Source organism: Cellulosimicrobium arenosum (assembly GCF_014837295.1).
GTDB lineage: Bacteria > Actinomycetota > Actinomycetes > Actinomycetales > Cellulomonadaceae > Cellulosimicrobium > Cellulosimicrobium arenosum.
This window is the reverse complement of the sequence record NZ_JACYHB010000011.1, coordinates 62,213-83,649: the sequence shown is the minus strand read 5'-3', so window position 1 is coordinate 83,649 and position 21,437 is coordinate 62,213. Positions and strand designations below refer to the sequence as shown.

At 70.8% G+C, this 21,437-nt stretch carries 17 protein-coding genes and 1 tRNA gene; 10 read left to right on the top strand and 8 right to left on the bottom strand.

The window, feature by feature from the left end; all coding sequences use genetic code 11:
• Positions 1-5: 5 nt before the first annotated feature.
• Positions 6-1,325, bottom strand: coding sequence for an ABC transporter substrate-binding protein (locus IF651_RS13240; RefSeq protein ID WP_191829594.1), 1,320 nt, complete (start codon positions 1,323-1,325; stop codon positions 6-8).
• Positions 1,326-1,601: 276 nt separating this feature from the next.
• Here IF651_RS13240 and IF651_RS13235 point away from each other — a divergent pair, with 276 nt between their 5' ends.
• The gene (locus IF651_RS13235) at positions 1,602-2,633 is read left to right on the top strand and encodes a LacI family DNA-binding transcriptional regulator (protein ID WP_191829593.1); all 1,032 of its coding nucleotides are present in this window, start codon (positions 1,602-1,604) and stop codon (positions 2,631-2,633) included.
• Between the two features lie 99 nt (positions 2,634-2,732).
• Here IF651_RS13235 and IF651_RS18265 read toward each other — a convergent pair whose 3' ends face one another.
• The 3 genes from IF651_RS18265 to IF651_RS13220 form a co-directional block, all read right to left on the bottom strand.
• The gene (locus IF651_RS18265; protein WP_191829592.1) at positions 2,733-4,778 is read right to left on the bottom strand and encodes an immunoglobulin-like domain-containing protein; all 2,046 of its coding nucleotides are present in this window, start codon (positions 4,776-4,778) and stop codon (positions 2,733-2,735) included.
• A 278-nt stretch (positions 4,779-5,056) separates the two neighbouring features.
• Complete coding sequence (locus IF651_RS13225; RefSeq protein ID WP_191829591.1) at positions 5,057-6,427, bottom strand: permease prefix domain 1-containing protein; 1,371 nt, start codon at positions 6,425-6,427, stop codon at positions 5,057-5,059.
• Positions 6,427-6,798, bottom strand: coding sequence for a helix-turn-helix transcriptional regulator (locus tag IF651_RS13220; RefSeq protein ID WP_191829590.1), 372 nt, complete (start codon positions 6,796-6,798; stop codon positions 6,427-6,429). Before IF651_RS13220 ends, IF651_RS13225 begins: the two co-directional genes overlap by 1 nt.
• A gap of 191 nt (positions 6,799-6,989) precedes the next feature.
• Here IF651_RS13220 and IF651_RS13215 point away from each other — a divergent pair, with 191 nt between their 5' ends.
• On the top strand, positions 6,990-7,277 hold the full coding sequence (locus tag IF651_RS13215; RefSeq protein WP_191829589.1) for a hypothetical protein: 288 nt from the start codon (positions 6,990-6,992) through the stop codon (positions 7,275-7,277).
• On the opposite strand, the gene IF651_RS18260 is transcribed toward IF651_RS13215, so the two are convergent.
• A complete protein-coding gene (locus tag IF651_RS18260; protein WP_338403956.1) occupies positions 7,269-7,421 on the bottom strand; it encodes a winged helix-turn-helix transcriptional regulator in 153 nt (50 codons plus the stop codon). The genes IF651_RS13215 and IF651_RS18260 overlap by 9 nt on opposite strands.
• Before the next feature lie 381 nt (positions 7,422-7,802).
• On the opposite strand from IF651_RS18260, the gene IF651_RS13205 reads away from it, so the two are divergent.
• Complete coding sequence (locus IF651_RS13205; RefSeq protein ID WP_191829588.1) at positions 7,803-8,723, top strand: alpha/beta fold hydrolase; 921 nt, start codon at positions 7,803-7,805, stop codon at positions 8,721-8,723.
• A gap of 197 nt (positions 8,724-8,920) precedes the next feature.
• On the opposite strand, the gene IF651_RS13200 is transcribed toward IF651_RS13205, so the two are convergent.
• From IF651_RS13200 to IF651_RS13190, 3 genes are all read right to left on the bottom strand, one after another.
• Positions 8,921-9,235 (bottom strand): DUF4143 domain-containing protein, encoded by a 315-nt coding sequence (locus IF651_RS13200; protein WP_191829649.1) that lies wholly within the window; start codon positions 9,233-9,235, stop codon positions 8,921-8,923.
• A 221-nt stretch (positions 9,236-9,456) separates the two neighbouring features.
• Entirely contained in the window at positions 9,457-11,232 is a 1,776-nt protein-coding gene (locus tag IF651_RS13195) for an ATP-binding protein (RefSeq protein WP_191829587.1), read from the bottom strand.
• A gap of 593 nt (positions 11,233-11,825) precedes the next feature.
• Positions 11,826-11,909, bottom strand: a tRNA-Leu gene (locus IF651_RS13190).
• A 222-nt stretch (positions 11,910-12,131) separates the two neighbouring features.
• Here IF651_RS13190 and IF651_RS13185 point away from each other — a divergent pair.
• Genes IF651_RS13185 through pknB form a run of 7 tightly spaced genes read left to right on the top strand, consistent with a single transcriptional unit; the run spans position 12,132 to position 21,393 of the window.
• On the top strand, positions 12,132-12,839 hold the full coding sequence (locus IF651_RS13185) for an FhaA domain-containing protein (RefSeq protein ID WP_191829586.1): 708 nt from the start codon (positions 12,132-12,134) through the stop codon (positions 12,837-12,839).
• A 10-nt stretch (positions 12,840-12,849) separates the two neighbouring features.
• Positions 12,850-13,347 (top strand): FHA domain-containing protein FhaB/FipA, encoded by a 498-nt coding sequence (locus tag IF651_RS13180; protein WP_191829585.1) that lies wholly within the window; start codon positions 12,850-12,852, stop codon positions 13,345-13,347.
• Between the two features lie 6 nt (positions 13,348-13,353).
• Positions 13,354-14,643, top strand: coding sequence for a protein phosphatase 2C domain-containing protein (locus IF651_RS13175; RefSeq protein ID WP_191829584.1), 1,290 nt, complete (start codon positions 13,354-13,356; stop codon positions 14,641-14,643).
• The gene (locus IF651_RS13170; RefSeq protein ID WP_191829583.1) at positions 14,643-16,220 is read left to right on the top strand and encodes an FtsW/RodA/SpoVE family cell cycle protein; all 1,578 of its coding nucleotides are present in this window, start codon (positions 14,643-14,645) and stop codon (positions 16,218-16,220) included. The genes IF651_RS13175 and IF651_RS13170 overlap by 1 nt, the downstream gene beginning before the upstream one ends.
• Positions 16,217-17,686, top strand: a complete 1,470-nt coding sequence (locus tag IF651_RS13165) for a penicillin-binding transpeptidase domain-containing protein (protein ID WP_191829582.1) — start codon at positions 16,217-16,219, stop codon at positions 17,684-17,686. The genes IF651_RS13170 and IF651_RS13165 overlap by 4 nt, the downstream gene beginning before the upstream one ends.
• Positions 17,683-19,347 (top strand): serine/threonine-protein kinase, encoded by a 1,665-nt coding sequence (locus IF651_RS13160; RefSeq protein ID WP_191829581.1) that lies wholly within the window; start codon positions 17,683-17,685, stop codon positions 19,345-19,347. Before IF651_RS13165 ends, IF651_RS13160 begins: the two co-directional genes overlap by 4 nt.
• Before the next feature lie 3 nt (positions 19,348-19,350).
• Complete coding sequence (pknB, locus tag IF651_RS13155) at positions 19,351-21,393, top strand: Stk1 family PASTA domain-containing Ser/Thr kinase (RefSeq protein ID WP_191829580.1); 2,043 nt, start codon at positions 19,351-19,353, stop codon at positions 21,391-21,393.
• Positions 21,394-21,437: the final 44 nt, after the last annotated feature.

Sequence of the window (21,437 nt, the reverse complement as noted above, 5' to 3'; positions counted from 1 at the left end):
GTCGTCTACTGCGAGAGGATCGCGGTGATCTCCTCGTTGTCCGCGTCGATGCTCGAGCCGTCCTCGAACACCGCGTTGCGCACCAGCGTCAGCCAGGGGCTGCTCGGCGCGTTGAACGCCTGCTGGAAGTTGAGCGCCACCGGGGTACGACCCTCGGCCGCGGTCTCGTTGATGAGCTGGACCCGCGGGTCGGCCGCCGCGTACTCGTTGTCGGTGAGGTCCGAGCGGGAGACGACGTTCCCGTCCTTGGCCAGGACATCGACCTGCGCCTCCTCCGACATCATCCACTGCAGGAAGTTCCATGCCTGGTCGGACTGCTCGGAGTCCTTGGAGACGCCGATACCGTCACCGCCGACGAACGTCGAGCCGCCGCCACCCGGGCCGGGGATCGGGACCACGCCGACGTCGATCGTCTCGTCGGCCGTGGACAGGAGCGTCGCCGGGTACGGCATGACGCCGACCTTGCCCTCCTGGAACGGAGCGACCCACGTCGCACCGGTCTCGTCGCGCGTGCCGGCACCGACGGCGTCGGAGTCCACGAGGTCCTTGTAGACCGCGTAGACGTCCTTGGCCGTGTCGCTCGCGAGGAGCGACTCGGTCCCCTCGGCGTTCATGACGTCCTCGTCCGCGGCCCAGATCGAGGGGAACCACGTGAAGACGAGGCAGCCACCGCAGTTGCCGCCGAAGAAGGTCCCGTCGACCCCGCCGCCGATCTCGTCGACCGCCTTGGCCTGCTCGCCGAACTCCTCGAGCGTCGTCGGCCCCTGCTCCGGGTCGAGACCCGCCTGCTCGTAGAGGTCCTTGTTGTAGAACATCATCGACACGTCGAGGACGAACGGCAGCACGTACTCCGCGTCCTCGTACGTGCCCGCGTCGAGGTGGCCCTGGTTGATCGTGTCGGCGTAGTCGAGCCCGTCGATGTTGCCGGTGATGTCCTGGAACAGGCCCTGCTGCACCCAGTTCGGCACGTACACGATGTCGGCCGCGAAGAGGTCCGGGAGACCGTCGCTGCCCGCCGCGGCGCCGACCTTCGCGACGTAGTCGTCGTTGGGGACGATGGTGAGGTCTACCTGGTTCTCGTGGCTCGCGTTGTAGGCGTCGACGAGCAGGTTGGCCTGCTTCTCCAGGGGCGCGCGCGTCCACATCGTCAGGGTGCTGCCGTCGTCGACCCCCTCGGGGCTGCTGGCGGTGCTGCCACCGCCGTCGTCGCCGCCGTCGCCGTCGTCCCCGGAGCCGCCGCACGCGGCGAGCCCGAGGGTGGTCAGGCCGATCACCAGCGTCGAGGCCACGGCCTTCGTCGCCGACGTCCTGCGGTGGTGTGTCATCTTGCGTCTCCTCGCACTCGTCGTCGAGCCTTCTGCGCCCCACCCGGCATCCGTGCCGAGCGGCCGAATTGCTTTCGGTCCACCTGTCGTAGCTCGGCCGGTGCACCCGGCCTCCCTACCCTTCCGCGGCTGTCATCGCTGAAACCCACCGAAAAGGTTTTCTGAATGTATGGCAGGATTGCGCACGCCGTCAAGCGCTACGACGGGTTACAGTTCCATCACGCCAGACCGGTTCCGGCGCGTCCGCGCTCGCGGACGAGGAGGGGGCAGGACCTCATGACCACCCAGGGCGGGAGCGCGACGCCGCGCACCGCGACGCTGACCGACGTGGCGCGCCTCGCCGGCGTCTCGATCGCGACCGCGTCCAAGGCGATCAACGGGCGCGCGCAGGTCAAGGCGGAGACGCGGCTGCGCGTGCTGGAGGCCGCCGAGCGGCTCTCGTTCGCCCCCAACGCCCTCGCCCGCGGGCTGCTGAAGGGCCGCACGGGCACCGTCGGGCTGCTCACCAGCGACCTCGAGGGTCGCTTCTCCATCCCTGTCCTCATGGGTGCCGAGGACGCGTTCGGTGCCGGCCGGGTCTCCGTGTTCCTCTGCGACGCGCGGGGCGACGCGATCCGCGAGCAGCACCACGTGCAGGCGCTCCTCTCGCGCCGGGTGGACGGGCTGATCGTGGTGGGCTCCCGGACCGATCCGCGGCCGCCCCTCAGCTCCGAGATCCCCGTCCCCGTGGTCTACGCCTACGCGCCGTCCGAGAACCCGGCGGACCACTCGATCACCGCGGACAACGTCGGGGCGGGACGGCTCGCCGTCGAGCACCTGCTGGCGTGCGGGCGGCGGAACATCGCCCACGTCTCCGGCGACCCGGGCTACAAGGCGGCACAGGACCGCGCCGCCGGCGCTCGCGCGGCGCTCGACGCCGCCGGGCTGGAGATGGCCGGCGGGCAGGCGTACCTCGGCTCGTGGAGCGAGGGCTGGGGGCGCGGCGCGGCCCGCATGGTCGTCGAGCAGCATCCCGACGTCGACGGGTTCTTCTGCGGCAGCGACCAGATCGCACGCGGCGTGCTCGACGCGCTCCGCGAGCTCGGCCGGGACGTGCCCGGCGACGTGTCCGTGATCGGGTTCGACAACTGGGAAGTGCTCAGCACGAACGCGCGCCCCCAGCTCTCGAGCGTGGACATGAACCTCGAGCGCCTGGGGCGCGTCGCGGCGCAGCGCCTGTTCGCGGCGATCGACGGCACGGTCCGCCCCGGCATCGAGGACCTCCCCTGCCGCGTCGTGACCCGCGCGTCGAGCGCGCCGATCAACTGAGGCCCGGCACCAGCAGCACGCACGACCGGAGACGGACCGTCGCGGGCCCCGCCCAGGGGAAAGCCCACCTGAGCGGGGCCTCACGGTTCGACAGAGGTGTCAGGCGCAGTCCAGCCCGTCGAGCTCGACCTCGGACGTCGTCGTCACCTCCTCGCCGGCGATCGTCGCCGCGCCGTCCACGGTGACGGTGCCCGCAGGAACGGAGTCCGCACGCACCGCGAACGACTGGTACGCGTTCCGCCCGGGTCCGACGTCGGCAAAGGTCCTCTCGCCGTACGGCGTGGCGAGCCGCACGTCGACGGGCACGTCCTCGCCGTTGGTCGCGCGTACCGCGACGTAGGCCCTCCCCGCGAGGCAGCGTGCCGAGGCCTGGACCGCGAGGTCGATGGATCCGGCCTCGCCGACCAGCACCTCGAAGCTCGTCGTCCGGGTCACGTCACCCACCGTGTAGGAGACGACGAGCTCCTGCTTCCCGACGGCGTCGCGGTCGTAGCCGGAGACGGTGTAGCCACCGAACCCCTCGGCGACGTCCACCCCCGTCGACCCGTCGGCGTAGGTCGCCTCGACCTCGAGACCCGTCGTGTCGAGAGCCTCGCCGGGCTCGTACGTGGTCCGGTCGGGCAAGGACGTGAGGGCGAGCGAGTCGAGCTCCGCTCCTCGGAAGGCGGCGTGCTCGGCAGCCGTGAGCGCGAAGACGTTTCCGTGCGAGGCCCGCGGGGCTCTCCGGTCTCCCTGCAGGCTCGGCGGGCTCCAGCGGTCGGTCGCGACCTCGAAGTTCCCGCTCGCGATGTCCGTCGCGAAGTACGGCTGCAGGTCGGTGTGCCGGGTCCCGTCGGTCTCGGTCCAGCCGCCGTCGGCCATCATGTAGAAGCCCTGACCGTTGACGTCGTCGGGGTTGGTCTTGATCAGGTTCGCGCCCTCGTTGTAGCGCGCGGTACCCAGGCCCGCGCCGTTGACCGCGTCGATGGTCAAGCAGCCCTTGATGAGCTCCCAGTCCTGAGCCTCGGCGAGGATCGACCGTGCGCGTTCCATGTAGAGGTCGGTCGTGTCCTGGGCGCAGTCGTCGTAGAGCTTCTCGAACCGGTGGTCCGACCGGTCCTGGACGACGCGGTAGTAGTAGTCGTCGTCAGGGTCGTAGGTGATGACGGGGTCCAGGTTCCCGTACCCGTAGTCCCAGGAGGCGCCGTCGCTGCCGCCGCGGTCGTACATCACCTTCGACTCGGAGAAGTTCACGAAGTCGCGCGTCGTCGCGTAGTAGGTGACGTTCCTCCCCCACCACTCGATGTCGGTGTCACGACGGTTCGGGTCGTCCAGGTCCTCGGTGTAGTACGTGCCGTCGGCGTAGATGGCGGAGCTCCAGTAGACGACGTACGCGCCGATCTCCGGGTCCCAGATGGCTTCGGGCGCGAACGTCATCCCGGTCTCGGGCGACGTGTTGACCTGCACGTGCCGCTGGTCGGACCAGTGGATCAGGTCGTCCGACTCCCAGATCTCGATGGACCTGCTGCCGCCCGTCTGCGCCCAGCCCCACCCCTTGAAGTTCGGGTCCTGCGTCCACAGGTCCGTCGCGACGAGGTAGAACCGGTCACCGTCGGGCGAGCGCACGATCGACGGGTCGCGCAGACCGGTCGAGCCCTGGTCGGAGGTGAACAGCGGCTCGCCCTCGTTCACCGCGTCCCAGGTGAAGGCGTCGTTACCGACGCTCGCCGCACCGTAGATCTTCTCGGAGTCCGAGTTCTGGAAGGTCACCATCCCGTAACCCGTGGTCTCGGCGAGCTCTCCCGGTGACGGTCTGACCGCCAGGACGATGTCGCGGCAACCCTCCTCGCCGTCGACCGTCGCGCAAGCGGTCAGCGTCACGTCGACCGTGTCGCTCCCCGCGGGGGGCCGCGTCACCGCACCGGCGGCGATCTGTCCCTCCGGTTCGTCGGACACCACCGACGGGTCCGACGACGTCCACGTCACGGTGGCTCCGTCGACCGACGTCGGCAAGGAGACGTTCCCGCGGACGTCGTCTGCGCCAGGGATCTCGATCGTCGCGAGGATCTCGCTCGCGCCACGGTCGTCGTCCGCGTCCTCAGCCGCGCCGGCCGCCGGCACGAAGCTGATCGCGAGCCCGATGACCACCAGGCCGGCGACTGCCACCGCGGCCGTCGCACGGCGCGGCCGGCCGGGCTTCCGTGCGTCTCGCGCACGCTTCTGGGTGCTGCCTGTTCTCAACTCGATCGCCGTCCTCGTCGTCGGGGATTCGTGAGTGGTCAGGGCCTTCGGCCTCCGGTGGCCGTGCCGCGGACAGTCATCGTCCGCAACGGTCCACCGTTGCGATGTTAACGCTCACAGAACGACGCCACAACGGGTGTCGTCCGGCGGCGTGTGCCCATCCCGCCGTCGACGCTCCGCCCGTGCGGCGTCGTCGACCGAGCTCAGGCGAACCCGAAGACCGGCGGGACGACGAGGACCACCGCCCCCGCCCACACCGCATAGACCGGCAGGAACCGCGTCTGCCAGCGCGCGAGCGGGTCGAACGGGCGCCGCCGTCGGACGAAGGCGGTCGCGAGCGCCGCCGACCGGACCAGGTGCACCAGCAGGAGGAGGTTGAGGCCGAGGGCCACGGCCTTGTTGGGACTGACGCCGAACTCGGCGATGCGGGAGAACATGGCCACGAGCGCGACCGCGTCCACCGCGAGCGCCACGGCGACGAGGCCGAGCTGCAGCACGTCGAAGGAGGCGGGCGGTGCGAGCGGGTCCCGTGCCGAGATCGAGTAGAGCAGCAGGCACACGACGAGCACGAGGATCGCGTCCATGAGGATGAGGAGCTCGCGGTCCGCGTCGACGACCCACCCGCCGCTCAGGAGCACCCCGAGCACGGCGACGAGCATGACGATAGTCAACGGCGTGAAGACTCGCGTCAGGACGGGGGCGATGTTCTCCACGACGTCCTGCTTGGCCTCGACGAGCCAGGCCGCGACGACGAAGGCGCCCGGCACGCAGAACGGCAGGATCCAGCTCTCGAGGGCGGGCTGGAGGTCGAGGTCGGCGAGCGTGAAGACGCCGGCAGTCAGCCCGAGCAGCACTCCCCCACCGAGGGCGAGCAGCGCGAAGTAGATCGCGAGCTCGCCGGTGAAGCGGACGAAGTCCATGCGGCGCCCGTCCGACCGCCACCTCCCGCCGACGTACGCGACGCCGACCAGCGCCGCCCACAGGACGACCGGGGCGTGGATCGCGGCGAGCAGCGCGGTCGACCCGTCCGGCGCGAACGGGTAGACGTTCAGCACGGTCGCGAGCACCGCCACCGGGACGAGCAGCGCCACGCCGACCTGCCAGGTCACGCGTCGCTTCCAGGCGAGGTAGCCGGCGAGGAACGGCAGGACGAGCAGTGCGACGTTGCGCAGGAAGGCCGTGTCGTCGCCGAGCAGGAAGCTCCCGACCTTGACCGCCACCCCGGCCCCGACCGCGCACCCGAGGACGACCGCGAGCTCACGCCAGGACCGCGTCCCACCGTCCGCGGGCTCCGCGACGAGGACGAGCTGCTTCCACAGCCGCTCGGAGTGCTCGACGGCGAACTCCCGCGAGACGGCGTCGAGGTTGCCCATGCGTCGCACGGCGACGAGGAACGCCTCCTCGTCGTCGAGCCCGGACGCGGTGAGGTCGGCGACCCGCTCGCGCAGGTGGTCCTCCATCTCGTCGACGTCGGCCGCGGAGATGGCCTCGCGCCGCCGCACGTAGTCGCGCCACCGGCCGATCTGGACCTCCAGCTCCGCGTGCGGCACGGCGCCCGGGGTCGACGCGGCCATCAGGCGAGTCCCTCGGCGGGGCGCGGCGGCCGCAGCCCGTCCTCGGTGGCCTGCCAGACCTGTCGCAGCGCGTCGGCGACGACGCTCCACTGCAGCTGGCGCTCCGCGAGCGCCGCACGACCGGCGGCGGTGAGCGCGTAGTGCTTGCGCCGCCGCCCGACGTCGGACGTCCCCCAGGACGACTCCACGTGCCCCAGCCGCTCCAGGCGGTGGAGCAGCGGGTAGAGCATCCCGTCCGTCCACTGCATGCGGCCACCGGACAGCGCGTCGACGCGCTTGAGGATGGCGTAGCCGTACGACTCGCCGTCGGCCAGGATCCCGAGGACGAGCGGGGTGGCCGAGGCGGCCACGAGGTCTTTGTCGATGTGCACGGCAGCTCCATACCTTGTTCCGCTAGGTATGACGACCATAGCAGCACCAGTCCTAGTGGTGCTATGTATGCACGATCCTTCTCCCCCGGGGTGAATGACGCTCGGCCTGTCACAGATCGGGCCTCCAGAACCACTCTCCTGATACAGCGGTCGTACCGAGAGCGACCATCACGACGAAGGGGGTCGGCATCGTGGGAGTCTCCGACGTCCCCAGACTGCCGCCGGTCACCAGCACCTGGCACCCGTCGACCTGGTGGGAGAGCCACGACGCTCCCCCGGACGCCTCCGTCCGACGCACCGTGGTGTCCCCCGGCGACACGGTGACCGTGTCGCGGCCCGACGGCTCGACCACCAGCCTCGAGGTCGGTCAGGACGGGGAGCTCCACGACCTGCGGCTCGCGACGCGCGAGGTGCCCCTCGTGGCCATGCAGGGACCTTCGCGGGCCGTCGACCTGGGGATCTCCGTCACGTCACGGTGAGGACTGAGGCGCGGTCCGGGTGACGAGCGCGTCCCGTTCGAGGTTTCGCACGGTCCGGGTCTGCATGCGCTGCGAGATGCCGGCGATGCGCCGCTGCAGGTCGGTGAACCGCAGGCGTTCGCCGTCGATGGGCTGGGTCGACACGATCCCGATGCCCTCGTGGTGCTGGCCGGGGTCGAGACCTGGCTGGCCACGATCTGGCTCACCGAACGGCGATCTGCCGGCACGTCGAACATGCCATCGTGCCCGTCGAACATGCGGTGAGCGCCCGTCCGGACGACCGGACGGGCCGCCATGGCATGTTCGGCGGCGGGGACGGGGTTCTTCAGCCCAGGGACCTGCCGTAGGGACGAGCACCGGGAATCGCCTCTCGACGGTGCATGCCTGACCTGGCACGACGGCGGACAACCCCCCGATCGCACCCGTGACCGCCCCACTGCCGACTCGTGTGCCAGCCGGATTCCGTGCCGGAGCGACACACCGAAGGATGGATATCGCTGACTTCCCTTGAAACGAAGGATCCTCATGTCCCGCACCATCTCTCACCGGTCGCTGGCCTTGCCCCTGTCCGCCCTCGCCCTCCTGGCTCTGACCGCGGGCACCGTCACCGCCTGCACGGGTCCGGGGGCGGCGTCCGAATCTGCGGCTTCGCAGTCCGCCTCGCACGAGACCGGCCAGCCGGTGGAGGCGACGCGGCACATGATCGACAACGACGGTCACCACCTCGCGTTCTACGTCACGGAGGGAACCGGCCCTACCGTCGTCCTCGACTCCGGCGGCGGCGAGGACTCCTCCTACTGGAAGGACCTCGTCCCAGAGCTGCACGAGGCCACAGGCGCCACGGTCATCACCTACGACCGGGCCGGGCTCGGCCAGAGCGAGGTCGTGCCCGGCCCTTGGCAGGTCGAGAGCGCCGTCAGCGATCTCGAGTCCGGCCTCGAGCAGCTGGGGGTCACTGACGATGTGACCCTGGTATCCCACTCCCAGGCCGGCCAGATCGCGACGTACCTCGCGCAGGACAACCCGGCGCTGCTCTCCGGTGCGGTCCTGGTCGACGCCAACCTGCCTCCCTTCTTCACCGACGAGCAGATCGAACGCCTGGTGGCCTTCAGCCAGCCTCAGCTCGACGCGGCCCAGGAGGACCCGGACAACCCGCAGAACCGCCAGCTCCTGTCCACCGCGGAGAGCTTCGTCGCGACGAGCACCGCATTCCACCAGGCGACCTGGCCGGACGCGGTCCCGGCGACGGTCATCGTCTCGGAGAAGACTCCGTTCGACGGATCCCCGGAGGACGTCCAGCGCTGGAAGGACGCCGCGGCGTCGTTCGTGCAGGACGGACCCCGCCGCACGCTGGTCACCGCCGACGGCAGCTCGCACGATGTCGCGAAGGACCGCCCAGACCTCGTGCTGGAGGAGATCGAGAACATGGTCGCCGCCCAGCACTGACCCCATCAGGCGGAACGTGCTCCGAGCACAGGCCGTGGGGCGTGCCGTCCTTCGATGGTTCGCAGCGAGGTCCGGGCCTCTCTGGCAGTGGCGTGGACCCCTCGGCCAGATGACCACCAAGGAGAGTCCGGGCACACCTCCGAGGGACGGCCACGCACACCCGCTTCGCGCGTACCGCCGTGATCGCCGCAGAGAGGTCAGGTCCAGAGTCGCTCGATCGGAAGCACGTGGATCCGGTCGTCCACCTCGTATCCCGTAGCGCCCGTGTAGAACGTGATCCCGGCGACGAAGGAAGATCCCAGGCGATCCCGCAGGGCGACCAGCGGCGAGAGCTGCGTCCGCTTGACGTGATCGCCTGCCTTGACCTCGATGGCGACGACCGCACCGTCGTGCCGCTCCAGGACCAGATCGACCTCGATGTCGTCCCTGGTGCGCCAGTACCCGGCCGAGACTGGGTCATCCATCCAAGTCGTCTGCCGGATCGCCTCCTGGACGACGAAGGACTCGAGCAGGTGGCCGCATCACCTCGCCGCGAGACCACGCAGGACCGCACGAACCACCCAGAAACGACGAAAGCCCCGGCCGGAGCATCCCGGCCGGGACTTGTCGAAGTTCGCTGCTCTCGAAACCGAGAACAGCCTCACGTGGATGGTTCCTGAAACTCGCTGGCCAGTGGCTCCACTCGGAGGGCCGCAGTGCCAGGCACACCCAGATCGATCGTCCAGGCACACCTTCAGCGGCGGGACGAGAGCCGATACTCGCGGTTTCGACTGGTGGGCGGCGCCGTCGCAATGAGTACGCCTTCTGCGACGAGGACTCGTAGCCTCGGTCGCAACGCCCCGACCGTAGTGTCGAGGCGTTCCGCGATCGCGCGCACAGAGAGCTGGCCCTCGTTGACAAGGGCGTTGACGATTCTGTCGTCGATGCTTCCCGGCGCATGCCCACGCACGTCAGCGTGGGGGAAAAGGGCAACTTGGTCGCGCAGCACACCGTCGAGGCGGCGTCCAGGTCGGTAGGCCCCGTCCGTACGACGCGGAAACTGCAGCCAACCGTCGTCGACCAGGCGTCGAAGGACCTGCTTGGCGTCCGCCGAGTCCATCGCCAACTGCGCACGCAGCACCTGGTCGTCGACGGCATAGCCGCGGTGGACGAGGACCAGCGTGCGACGCAGATCTGCGTCGAGGTCCGTCGCGCCGACGGAGGCGAGCCAATCGCCTGTCTCGGGGCTGAGGAGTCCGTGCCGATCGAGAACGACAGTCAAGTCCGTGACGTGTGCGACATAGCGCGGTGCCGCCAAGCCAGAGCGGCCGAGCGCACCAGTCATGGCAGGAATCCCCGAGCCGGCGTTCTCCGACACTGCCTCCTCGGAGTTGAGCATGGGCACGTCCGCAAGCAGCGCCGACAGGACCGCGTTGCGGGAGCGCGAGGTTCCGCTGAAGAGGTCGACTACGCGGCGCCCACCCCAGATCCCGCCGGGGTTGGCGATCTCGAGGCGGTCCGGGAACAGTTCGACGCGGACCTGGTCACCGAGCGCCCACGGGCTGTAGTCGCGGTGCGTCAGAGCATTGGCGATCGCCTCACGGATCGCCAGCTCAGGGATCTCCGGTTCGTCACGGGCACCCGCGCCGGCGACGACCCGTCGGACCTGGATGTTCTGCAGCACGGCGCGCACGACGTCTTCCACCATGGCAGGAATCGGTCCTTCGATGACCCGCCGGTCGAGCATGCGTTGTTCACCGACGAACACGTCCTTGGCAGTTCCCGGATAGACGGCGAACGTCACCATGGCCTGCGGCACGAAGTGTTGGGGGTAACGCCCCAGGGCGAGCAGCCCAGCCAACGTCGGCGTTGCACCGTCGCTGGCCAGGACGTTGTGGCGCTCGAGAATGTCCTCGACCGAAGCCAGGCCAGCCACCGACCGCGGACGACGACGACGAAGTCTGGCAACGAAGCGTTCGACCAGAGCGCCCTCGAGGTCGCCAAGGGTGGCACCCGGTACCGGCTCGGAGTCGACGCGCGGTTGCTCGACATTCGTCGAGAGGAGGAAGACCCCGTACGTGCTCATGCGCCGGTCGCCGTCGCCGACCCGTTCGTAGGTTCCGGCCTCTTTGCCCTGACTTGTCACGAACGCGGGCCTCTGCCCCGCTGGCAGCGCTTCGACATCGACTACGACCACCGGAGCATCGTCGACGACGGCGATGTCGACAGAACCGATGGGACGTGGAGTGACCGGGCCAGCACCCTCGTCACTCCGGCGCGGCCGAAAGCCGTTCGAGACCGCCTCCCGAATCGCGGTCGCGTCGAAGCCGTCGACCACGGCGAAACGATGCTTCTCGTCCAGGCCCAGGATGATGAGCCCGCCTTCCGCGTTCGAGAACGCGCTGACCGTCGGCCAGATGTCCTTGGGAAGCCCGCCGCCGGCAGCCTTCACCTCGATCTGCGCCAGGTCGGTCGATGTTACGCGCAGTCGCGCCACCACCTCGTCGAGCGGGCCCTGACTCGTCTCCAATTGAGCACCATCACTCTCACGTCAGTGCAGCCATCACTGTAGTTCAGTGATGATCACTGTAGCTCAGTGAGACGCCCGGTCACCTATCCATGCAGCAGTCCCAGATCCTCGACCACCACGCCACCGCGCTGCTCCTCGCGATCTACCGCACCGCCACAACACCATCGAGCTCCACCGCTGGCACACCAGCCACGACGAACCCGGCCCCTGGGCAAAACAGCTGAACGAACCCGCGGACAGCCGACCCCTCGGCAGAAGTACCCGGTCACTGCGGCGACACCGCCGCGGCCCACCAGGCGAAGGGGATCAATCCGCTTCGCACTGAACACCACGACAGGTTCGCGCACACGCGGCAGCGACACCAAGCACCGAACCACAGCCCGCGCAACGCTCTGACGTGCCCTCAGACGCCTCCGCGCACCGCCCAACCCACCCCAAGCACCCCCTGGACCCTGGCCGGCCCCGCCCAGAGCCGTCGAACGTCGTCGTCCACCGCTCCGCACAGGCCTTGGGACGCAGAAAGTCCCGGCCAGGAGAACCTGACCGGGACTTTCCGAAGGTCTTCCGACTCAGAAGTCGAAACCCTCTTCACGTGCGCGAGGGGGGAGTTGAACCCCCACGCCCTTTCGGGCACACGGACCTGAACCGTGCGCGTCTGCCTATTCCGCCACTCGCGCGTGCCGCAGAAGACTAGCATGCACGGCCACCCGGGTCGGAATCGTCCGGGCCGGGCGCGAGCGTTCACAACCTCACCGCCGGTTCGCCACGTCGAGCCCCGGATCGGACCCGGATCCCGCCACGAATCGCCCCACCGCCGCCGACGGGATCGTTACGATCTAGGTAGTCTGCCTGCACGTGTGTCTGCAGGTTCCGCGCGAGCACGATCGGGAGGAGGTGGCATGGGAGTCCTGGACCGCTTCGAGAAGGGCGTCGAGCGCGTCGTCAACAACGCGTTCGCCAAGGTCGGTCGCAGCGAGGTCAAGCCGGTCGAGCTGGCGAGCGCGCTGCGTCGCGAGGTCGACGACCGCGCCGCCGTCGTCGACCGCGACCGCACGGTCGTCCCCAACGAGTTCACGATCGAGCTGTCGCCGGACGACTTCGGCCAGGTCGACGCGTGGGGTGCGGAGACCCTCGCCGACGAGCTCGCGTCGAACGTCACGCAGTACGCGGCGTCGCAGCACTACGCGTTCGTCGGCCCGGTGAGCGTGAGCTTCGAGCAGGTCGACACGCTCGCGGTGGGCCGCTTCCAGCTCCGGTCGTCGAGCGTGCGGGGCAACGTGGCCCCCGCGACGTCGTCAGCCCCGAGCGCGCGGCACCCGCTGGTGGACATCGACGGCCAGCGCTACCTCCTGACGGGCCCGGTCACGGTGATCGGCCGCGGCTCGGAGGCGGACATCGTCGTCGACGACCCGGGCGTCTCGCGCCGCCACCTGGAGATCCGCGTGACGGCGCACGGCGTGATCGCGAGCGACATGGGCTCGACGAACGGTCTCTTCGTCGAGGGCCACCAGGTACCGGCCGCGACGTTGCTGGACGGGAACTCCTTGACCATCGGGCGTACACGCATCATGTTCTGGACCGGGGCGTCCAACGACGAGGAGTGGTGATCCGGCCGGCATGACCGATCTCACGTTCACCCTGCTGCGGCTGGGCTACCTGGTGCTGCTGTGGGTGTTCGTGCTCTCGGCGATCGGGGTGCTGCGCCGTGACCTCTACGGGACGCGCACGGCGTCGCGTCGCGACAAGCGGGCCGACAAGGGCGCTGCGACCCCGGCACCGGCTCCGCGTCCCGCCCCGGAGCCGCAGCGCGGCAAGCAGCCGGCCGGCCCCACCCGGCTCGTGGTGACCGCCGGGCCGTTGACGGGCACGACGATCCCGCTCGGCGGGTCGGCCATCCTCATGGGCCGCGCCCCGAGCTGCACGCTCGTGCTGGACGACGACTACTCGTCGTCCCGGCACGCCCGCATCTTCCCGCAGAACGGCGGCTGGTACGTCGAGGACCTGGGCTCGACGAACGGCACGTACGTCGACGAGCAGCGGATCGGCCAGGCGGTCGCGCTCGGTCCCGGCACGCAGGTCCGCATCGGTCAGTCCGTCGTCGAGCTGCAGAGGTAGCCGCACGTGAACATCGCCCTGCGCTACGCCGCGCGCTCCGACGTCGGGCTCGTGCGGTCCAACAACCAGGACTCCGGGTACGCCGGGCCCAACCTGCTCGTCGTCGCGGACGGCATGGGCGGGCACGCCGGGGGAGACGTCGCGTCCTCGCTCGCGATCGCGGCGATCGCGCCGCTCGACACGACCGACCACGGTCCCGACGACGCCCTGACCGACCTCGAGCACTCCATCGACCAGGCCCGCCAGGACCTGGTCCGGGCCAGCGAGGCCGACCCGCAGCTCGCCGGCATGGGGACGACGGTGACGGCGATCCTGCGCACGGGCAGCACGCTCGTGATGGCGCACCTGGGCGACTCTCGCGCGTACCTGCTGCACGACGGCGAGCTGGCCCAGGTCACGACGGACCACACGTTCGTCCAGCACCTCGTCGACACGGGTCGCATCTCGCCGGACGAGGCCGACACCCACCCGCAGCGCAACGTCGTCATGCGGGTCCTCGGCGACTTCGACATCGATCTCACCCCCGACATGTCGGTCCGCGAGGCCAAGGTCGGCGACCGCTGGATGCTGTGCTCGGACGGGCTCTCCGGGTTCGTCGGCACCGACACGATCGCCCAGACCATGACGGGCACGCCGGACGTCGACGAGTGCGCCGACCTCCTGCTGCGGCTCGCTCTGCACGCCGGCAGCACGGACAACGTCACCGTCGTAGTGGCGGACGTCGTGGACCTCGACGCGGTGCCCGACGGCGCGGAGCCGGCCGTCGAGATCGAGATCGTCGGGTCCGCGGCGACGACCGACCACGACCTGCCCACGGTCCCCGTCGCGGCGGGGGCGGCGAGCGCGTCCGCCCCCGAACCCGGCGAGGGCACGGACGAGGTCCCCGGCGGCTCCGCCGACGGCACGGAGCCCGGCGACATGGACGAGACGGTTGCCGGGGGAGTCGACGACGACGTGCGGCCGGGGCGTCCGCCACGCCGCTGGGTCACCGTCGTCGCGGTGCTGCTCATCGTCCTCGGGCTCGGCGCGGCCGGGTGGGCCGGCTACCGGTGGACGCAGCAGCAGTACTACGTGGGCGTGTCCGACGGCCAGGTCGCCGTGTTCCGAGGCATCCCCGAGAGCGCGGGACCGGTCACGCTCTCGACACCGATCGAGCTCTCCGGCACGCTCGTCGACGACCTGCCCGGGTACGTCGTCGACCGCCTCGAGACGACGATCCCCGCCGACTCGCTCGACGACGCCCGGGCGCGGGCCGAGCGGCTCGTCGCGGACGCTGCCGACGACGAGAGCTCTTGATGACCACGGTGGACACCGACGAACGACGGCCGCGACGGGGGGCCGAGCTCGGCCTGCTCGTCCTCGCGCTCGCGATCGGGATCGGTGCGTACGCGGTCGTGGGCCTGCAGCTCACGGACGCGCTCCCCGAGCACTTCTACCTCGTGGGGGGCGCGATCGCCGCGTTCGGCCTCACCGCCCACGTGCTGCTGCGGGTCCTCGCGCCGTACGCCGACCAGGTCATGCTGCCGGTCGTCATCGCGCTCAACGGCATCGGCCTCGCCATGATCTACCGGCTCGACCTCGGGTCCCAGGTCACCGGGGGCGACCAGAACCTCGCGCCGGGCCAGCTCCAGTTCACGGCGATCAGCATGGTCGTCGCGTTCGTCGTGATCTGGCTCGTGCGGGACCACCGGCTGCTGCGCCGGTACACGTACACCGCGATGGTGGTGGGCATCGTGCTCGTCGCGCTCCCGCTGGTTCCCGGTCTGGGCGTCAACATCCACGGCGCGGAGATCTGGATCAACCTCTTCGGCTACTCGCTCCAGCCCGCCGAGTTCGCGAAGATCGCGTTCGCGATCTTCTTCGCCGGGTACCTCGTGACGAACCGGGACACCCTCGCGCTCGCCGGTCCGAAGATCCTCGGGCTGCAGCTCCCCCGCCTGCGCGACCTGGGTCCGATCATCATCGTCTGGCTCGTGTCCCTCGCGATCCTCGTGTTCGAGCGCGACCTCGGCACCTCGCTGCTGTTCTTCGGCCTGTTCGTCGCGATGCTGTACATCGCGACGGAGCGCGTGAGCTGGGTCGTCATCGGCCTCCTGCTGTTCGCGGTCGGAGCGGTCGCGGCGACGGTCATGTTCGGGCACGTCGAGGCCCGCGTCGAGGTGTGGCTGCACCCGTTCGACGCGGAGGTCTACGGGCGCGACCCCGGCGGTTCAGGCCAGCTCGTGGGCGGCCTGTTCGGGCTCGCGAACGGCGGCCTGTTCGGCACCGGCTGGGGTGCGGGCTACCCGCGACTCGTCCCGTTCGCGCAGTCGGACTTCATCTACGCCTCGCTCGGCGAGGAGCTGGGCCTGACCGGCCTGCTCGCGATCCTGCTGGCCTACCTCATCCTGGTCGAGCGCGGCCTGCGGACCGCGGTCGCGGTGCGCGACGGGTTCGGCAAGCTGCTCGCCGGCGGCCTCGCGTTCGTCATGGCGTGGCAGCTCTTCGTCGTCGTCGGCGGGATCACGCGCATCATCCCGCTCACCGGCCTGACCATGCCGTTCATCGCGCAGGGCGGCTCGTCCCTCCTGGCGAACTGGATCGTGGTCGCCCTGCTGCTGCGCATCTCCGACAACGCCCGCCGCCCGTCGTCCCTGCCCGTGCGCGGCCAGGTAGCGCCCGGCGGAGTCCGCGCGCACGAGCCGGTCGCGGTCCCCGGCGGGGGCGCCGTCCACGCCGGGGCGATGCCCGACGACGCACCCACCGCCGTCGGGGGACGTGTCGGTTCCGTGGACGGCGGAGGCACGGACACGGGCCACGGGCACGCGACCGACCAGCCGACCGAGGTCGTGGCCCGCCCGTCCGACGACGACCAGCCCGGGGGTGCGCGGTGAACCACCCCTTGCGTCGCGTCGCGACGGTCGTGCTCGTCATGTTCCTCGCGCTCATGGTCTCCACGACGTGGATCCAGTTCTTCCGTGCGGAGACGCTGGACAACGACCCCCGCAACGTCCGGACGATCTACCGCGAGTACGACAACTACCGCGGCCCGATCGTCGTGGCGGGCGACGCGGTCGCGTCGTCCGCTCCGGTGGACGACCCGTTCGGCTTCCAGCGCTCATACACCGACGGCCCCCTGTACGCGCCGGTCACGGGCTACTTCTCGGTCGTCAACGGCACGTCGGAGATCGAGTCGGCGGAGAACGACTACCTCAGCGGCGAGGCGAGCTCGCTGTGGCTCGACCGGCTCACCGGCCTCGTCACGGGCGAGCAGCCGCAGGGCGCGTCGGTCGAGCTGACGATCGATCCCGCCGCGCAGCAGGCGGCGTGGGACGCGCTGGGGGACCAGCGCGGTGCGGTCGTCGCGATCGAGCCCGCGACCGGTCGTGTGCTCGCGCTGGTCTCGAAGCCGAGCTACGACCCGAACACCCTCGCGTCGCACGACAGCGGCGAGGCCAGCGCGGCGTTCCAGGAGCTGTCGAACGCAGACGGCGACCCGATGTCGAACCGCGCGATCCGCGGCAAGACGTACCCGCCGGGGTCGACGTTCAAGCTCGTGACGTCCGCCGCGGCGCTCGAGAGCGGGGACTACACACCGGAGACGGTGATCCCCGCGCCGGACACGATCCCCTACCCGCAGTCGTCGCAGTCGATGCAGAACTTCGGTGGCATCAGCTGCTCGCCGTCGGGTGAGATGACGCTCGCGGACGCGCTGCGCATCTCGTGCAACACCGCGTTCGCGGACCTGGGCGTCACGCTGGGCGACGACGCGCTGCGCGACCAGGCCGAGGACTTCGGGTTCGACGACGACGGCCTGACGATCCCCATGCGCGTGACGGCGAGCCACTTCCCCACGAACGACACCGAGGAGTCCGACGAGGGCGGCACGCTGCGCGCCGGGATCGGTCAGGGCGCGGTGCGTGCGACCCCGCTCCAGATGGCGATGGTCTCGGCGGCGATCGCGAACGACGGCGTCCAGATGGCGCCGTACACCGTGGAGACCGTCCGCAACCCCGACCTCGACGTGGTCCGCAAGACCGACCCCCGCCGGCTGCGCACGTCGGTGTCGAGCTCGACGGCCGAGGACCTCACCCAGATGATGCTCGGCGTGGTCCAGAACGGCTCTGGTACGTCTGCTCAGATGCCTGGTGTACAGGTGGCTGGGAAGACCGGCACCGCAGAGAACGTGCCCGGGGAGGCGCCGCACGCGTGGTTCACGTCCTTCGCCCCCGCGGACGACCCGCAGGTCGCGGTCGCGGTGATCGTCGAGAACGGCGGCTCGAGCGGCAGCGAGGCCACCGGGGGTGCGGTCGCCGCCCCCATCGCGAAGGCCGTCATGGAAGCGGTGCTGAACGGATGAAGCCGGTGAGGGGGCTGACGCTGGGGGACCGGTACCGCCTGGTCCGCCGCATCGCCGTGGGCGGCATGGGCGAGGTCTGGGTCGCGGCCGACGACGCGCTCGGTCGCGAGGTCGCGGTCAAGGTGCTGCGCGCCGAGTACGCGGGCAACGAGGACTTCCTCAACCGGCTGCGCACCGAGGCGCGGAACAGCGCGGCGCTGTCGCACCCGAACATCGCGCAGATGTACGACTACGGCGAGCGGCAGGGCTCCGGCTACCTCGTCATGGAGCTCGTGCTCGGCGAGCCCATGGCGGACCTGCTCGAGCGTGAGCCCGTCCTGCCGCCCGCGCGGCTGCTGCCGCTGCTGTCGCAGACGGCACGCGGTCTGCACGCCGCGCACGTCGCGGGCGTCGTGCACCGCGACATCAAGCCGGGCAACATCCTCATCGACCGGTCCGGGACGGTGAAGATCACCGACTTCGGGGTCTCGCTCGCCGCGAACCAGGTCCCCATGACCGCGACGGGCATGGTCATGGGCACGGCCCAGTACCTGTCGCCCGAGCAGGCCGTCGGTCAGGCTGCGACGGGTGCTTCGGACGTCTACGCGCTCGGCATCGTGGCGTACGAGTCGGTCGTCGGGCACCGCCCGTTCACGGGCTCCACGCCGGTGGACATCGCCGTCGCGCACGTGAACGAGCAGGTGCCCGCGCTGCCGTCCTCCGTGGACCACGAGCTCGCCGAGCTCATCATGGCGATGCTCGAGAAGGACCCGACGAAGCGCCCGCGCACGGCAGCGGCGCTCGCGCAGGTGCTCGACACCATCGCGGAGCGCCTGACGAGCGACCCGTGGTCCGCCACGGTCGCCGTCGGCGGTCGCCGCGCCCGTCGGGCCCGCACCGAGAGCAGCCCGCCACCGCCTCCCGCACCTCCCGGTCCGGCCGGAGCGGCCGGTCCGGCCGGTCTGCACGCCCGGCCGGGTCCCGCCGACGACGTCGCCCCCGTCATCACGCCGATCGTCATCCCGACCACGGTCCGCGCGACGCCCGAGCAGGAGGACGAGGACGAGACCTCGGCTCCGCCGTCTCCGCACGAGACCACCCACGGCCCCGCGCTGCCCTGGGAACGTCCCACCCCGGGCGAACGGCACGGGGACGACGAGAGCGGCTCCGCAGCGGGACCGCGCAGCTATCCGCCGCGCCGGGAGATGCACGGGCCGTCGCGCACCCGGCGCCCGGCGCCGGCCCGATCCGCACCTCGCGGCGCCGGGCCGGCGTCAGGAGCCAGGGGCGAACGAGGCCCGACGACCGCCCCCGCGGTCCCGAAGACACGCGCGGAGCGGCGCCGGGCGGAGGCCGGTTCGGGGCGGGCCCGGCAGGACGGCGGGCGCACGTCGACCACGACGGGGCGCAGGCTCGGCGGGCTCGGCGGGCTCCCGCGTGGCCTGACCTGGCCACTCGTGGCGCTCCTCGGCCTGCTGGTCGTGCTCGTCGTCGCGACCCTCACGGCCCGCGGCGGCTCCGACTCCGCCCTCTCGGCCGCTCCCGACGCATCGTACGGAGCCGGGATCGTGACGACATCGTTGCCTGCGTGGGCGGGGGACGCGCACGCGGATGGGATGATATCGCCAGACGTGCCGCGCGCGGACGCGCGTGCGGTTCCGACTATTCCGAAGGACGAATGAGCTGTGGACAACGCTCCCCGAGTGCTTTCCGGGCGTTACGAGGTCGGTGACCTCATCGGCCGTGGTGGCATGGCCGAGGTACACATCGGTCACGACACCCGTCTCGGTCGCACCGTCGCGATCAAGATCCTGCGCTCGGACCTCGCGCGCGACCCGTCGTTCCTCGCCCGGTTCCGGCGCGAGGCCCAGGCCGCGGCGTCGCTGAACCACCCGGCGATCGTCGCGGTGTACGACACGGGCGAGGACGTGCACACCGACGCGGCCGGCACCCCCGTGCACGTGCCGTTCATCGTCATGGAGTACGTCGAGGGCCACACGGTGCGCGAGATCCTGCGCGACGGCCAGGCGGTGCCGATCGACGAGGCCGTCGAGATCACCGCGGGCGTGCTTGCGGCGCTCGAGTACTCGCACCACGCCGGGATCGTGCACCGCGACATCAAGCCCGCGAACGTCATGATCACCCCCACGGGCGCTGTCAAGGTCATGGACTTCGGCATCGCGCGGGCGGTCGCGGACTCCGCGGCGACCATGACGCAGACCCAGGCCGTGATCGGCACCGCGCAGTACCTGTCGCCCGAGCAGGCGCGCGGGGAGACCGTCGACGCACGCAGCGACCTGTACTCGACCGGCTGCCTGCTGTACGAGCTGCTCACCGGTCGGCCGCCTTTCATCGGGGACTCCCCGGTCGCGGTCGCCTACCAGCACGTGCGCGAGGCGCCCGCGACGCCGAGCGCCCTCGCGCCCGACGTCCCCGAGGTCCTCGACCGCATCACGCTCAAGGCCCTCGCGAAGGACCGCACGGACCGCTACTCCAACGCCGCGGAGTTCCGGGCCGACCTCGAGAGCGCGGTGCGCGGCGGCTACGTCAACGCACCGGCGCTCGGTGTCGCCATGGCCGCGGCCGGCCTGGGCGCCGTCGCGGCGGCGGACATGCAGCCGACCGCGGTCCAGGCCACGCAGGTGATGGGCCCGGCCAACCCGTGGGAGACGACGGCGGCCCCGGCCGTCCCGCCGGGCGAGGAACCCGGCGAGGACGAGGAGCAGGGCAAGAGCCGCAAGGGCCTGATGTGGACCCTCATCGCGGTCGCGGTGCTCGCGATCGCGGCGATCATCGCCATGATCCTGCTGAACCAGGAGCCGGACGAGCCCACGACGGGCACGGTCCCGACCCTCGCGGCCGACGTCACGCCCGAGCAGGCGAAGCAGCAGATCGAGGCCGAGGGCTTCGAGTACGAGCAGCTCGTCGACCCCGACTCCGACCAGCCCGAGGACACGTTCACGCGGCAGAGCCCGGAGGGCGGTGAGGAGGCCGAGCTCGAGTCCACGGTGTCGGTCTACTTCTCCGGCGGACCGGACTCGGTCCGGGTCCCCGACCTGCAGGGCAAGACGCAGGAAGAGGCACGGGCGGCGCTCGAGGAGCTGGACCTGACCGCCGGCAACGTCGAGCGCGAGGACTCCGTCGACGTCGAGCAGGACCTCGTGACGAAGACCGAGCCGGCCGCGGACGAGAGCGTCAGCACCGGGTCGACCGTGACGCTCTTCGTGTCGTCCGGGAACGTGTCCCTGCCCGACCTGGTGGGATCCACGCGTGAGGACGCCGAGGGCCAGATCTCGGACCTCGGGCTGACCGCGGACGTCAAGGAGGTCGAGTCGGACGAGGACGAGGGCACGGTCATCGCGCAACGGCCGGAGGCCGGGAAGGTCGCGCAGGGGTCGAGCGTCGCGATCGATGTCGCCATCCCACCGGCCGTCGAGACGACCAACGTCCCGTCCGACCTCGTCGGGAAGACCGAGGACCAGGCGAAGCAGATGCTCGGCGGCGCGAACCTCACGGAGGGCACGCGCCAGACACAGCCCTCCGACGAGTGGCCGGCCGGCGTCGTCATCGGGTCGGACCCGGGCGGCGGCGCCGAGCTCGAGGTCGGGTCGCCCGTCTCGCTCATCGTGTCGACCGGGCCCGCGCCCGGCGACGACGACGGAGACGACGACGGCGGGGGGAACGGCGGGGGGAACGGCGGCGGCGGCAACGGAGGGGGCAACGGCTGACGCCGCGTCTCGGACGCCCCTGGGCTGATCGTGGGGCGTGGAGC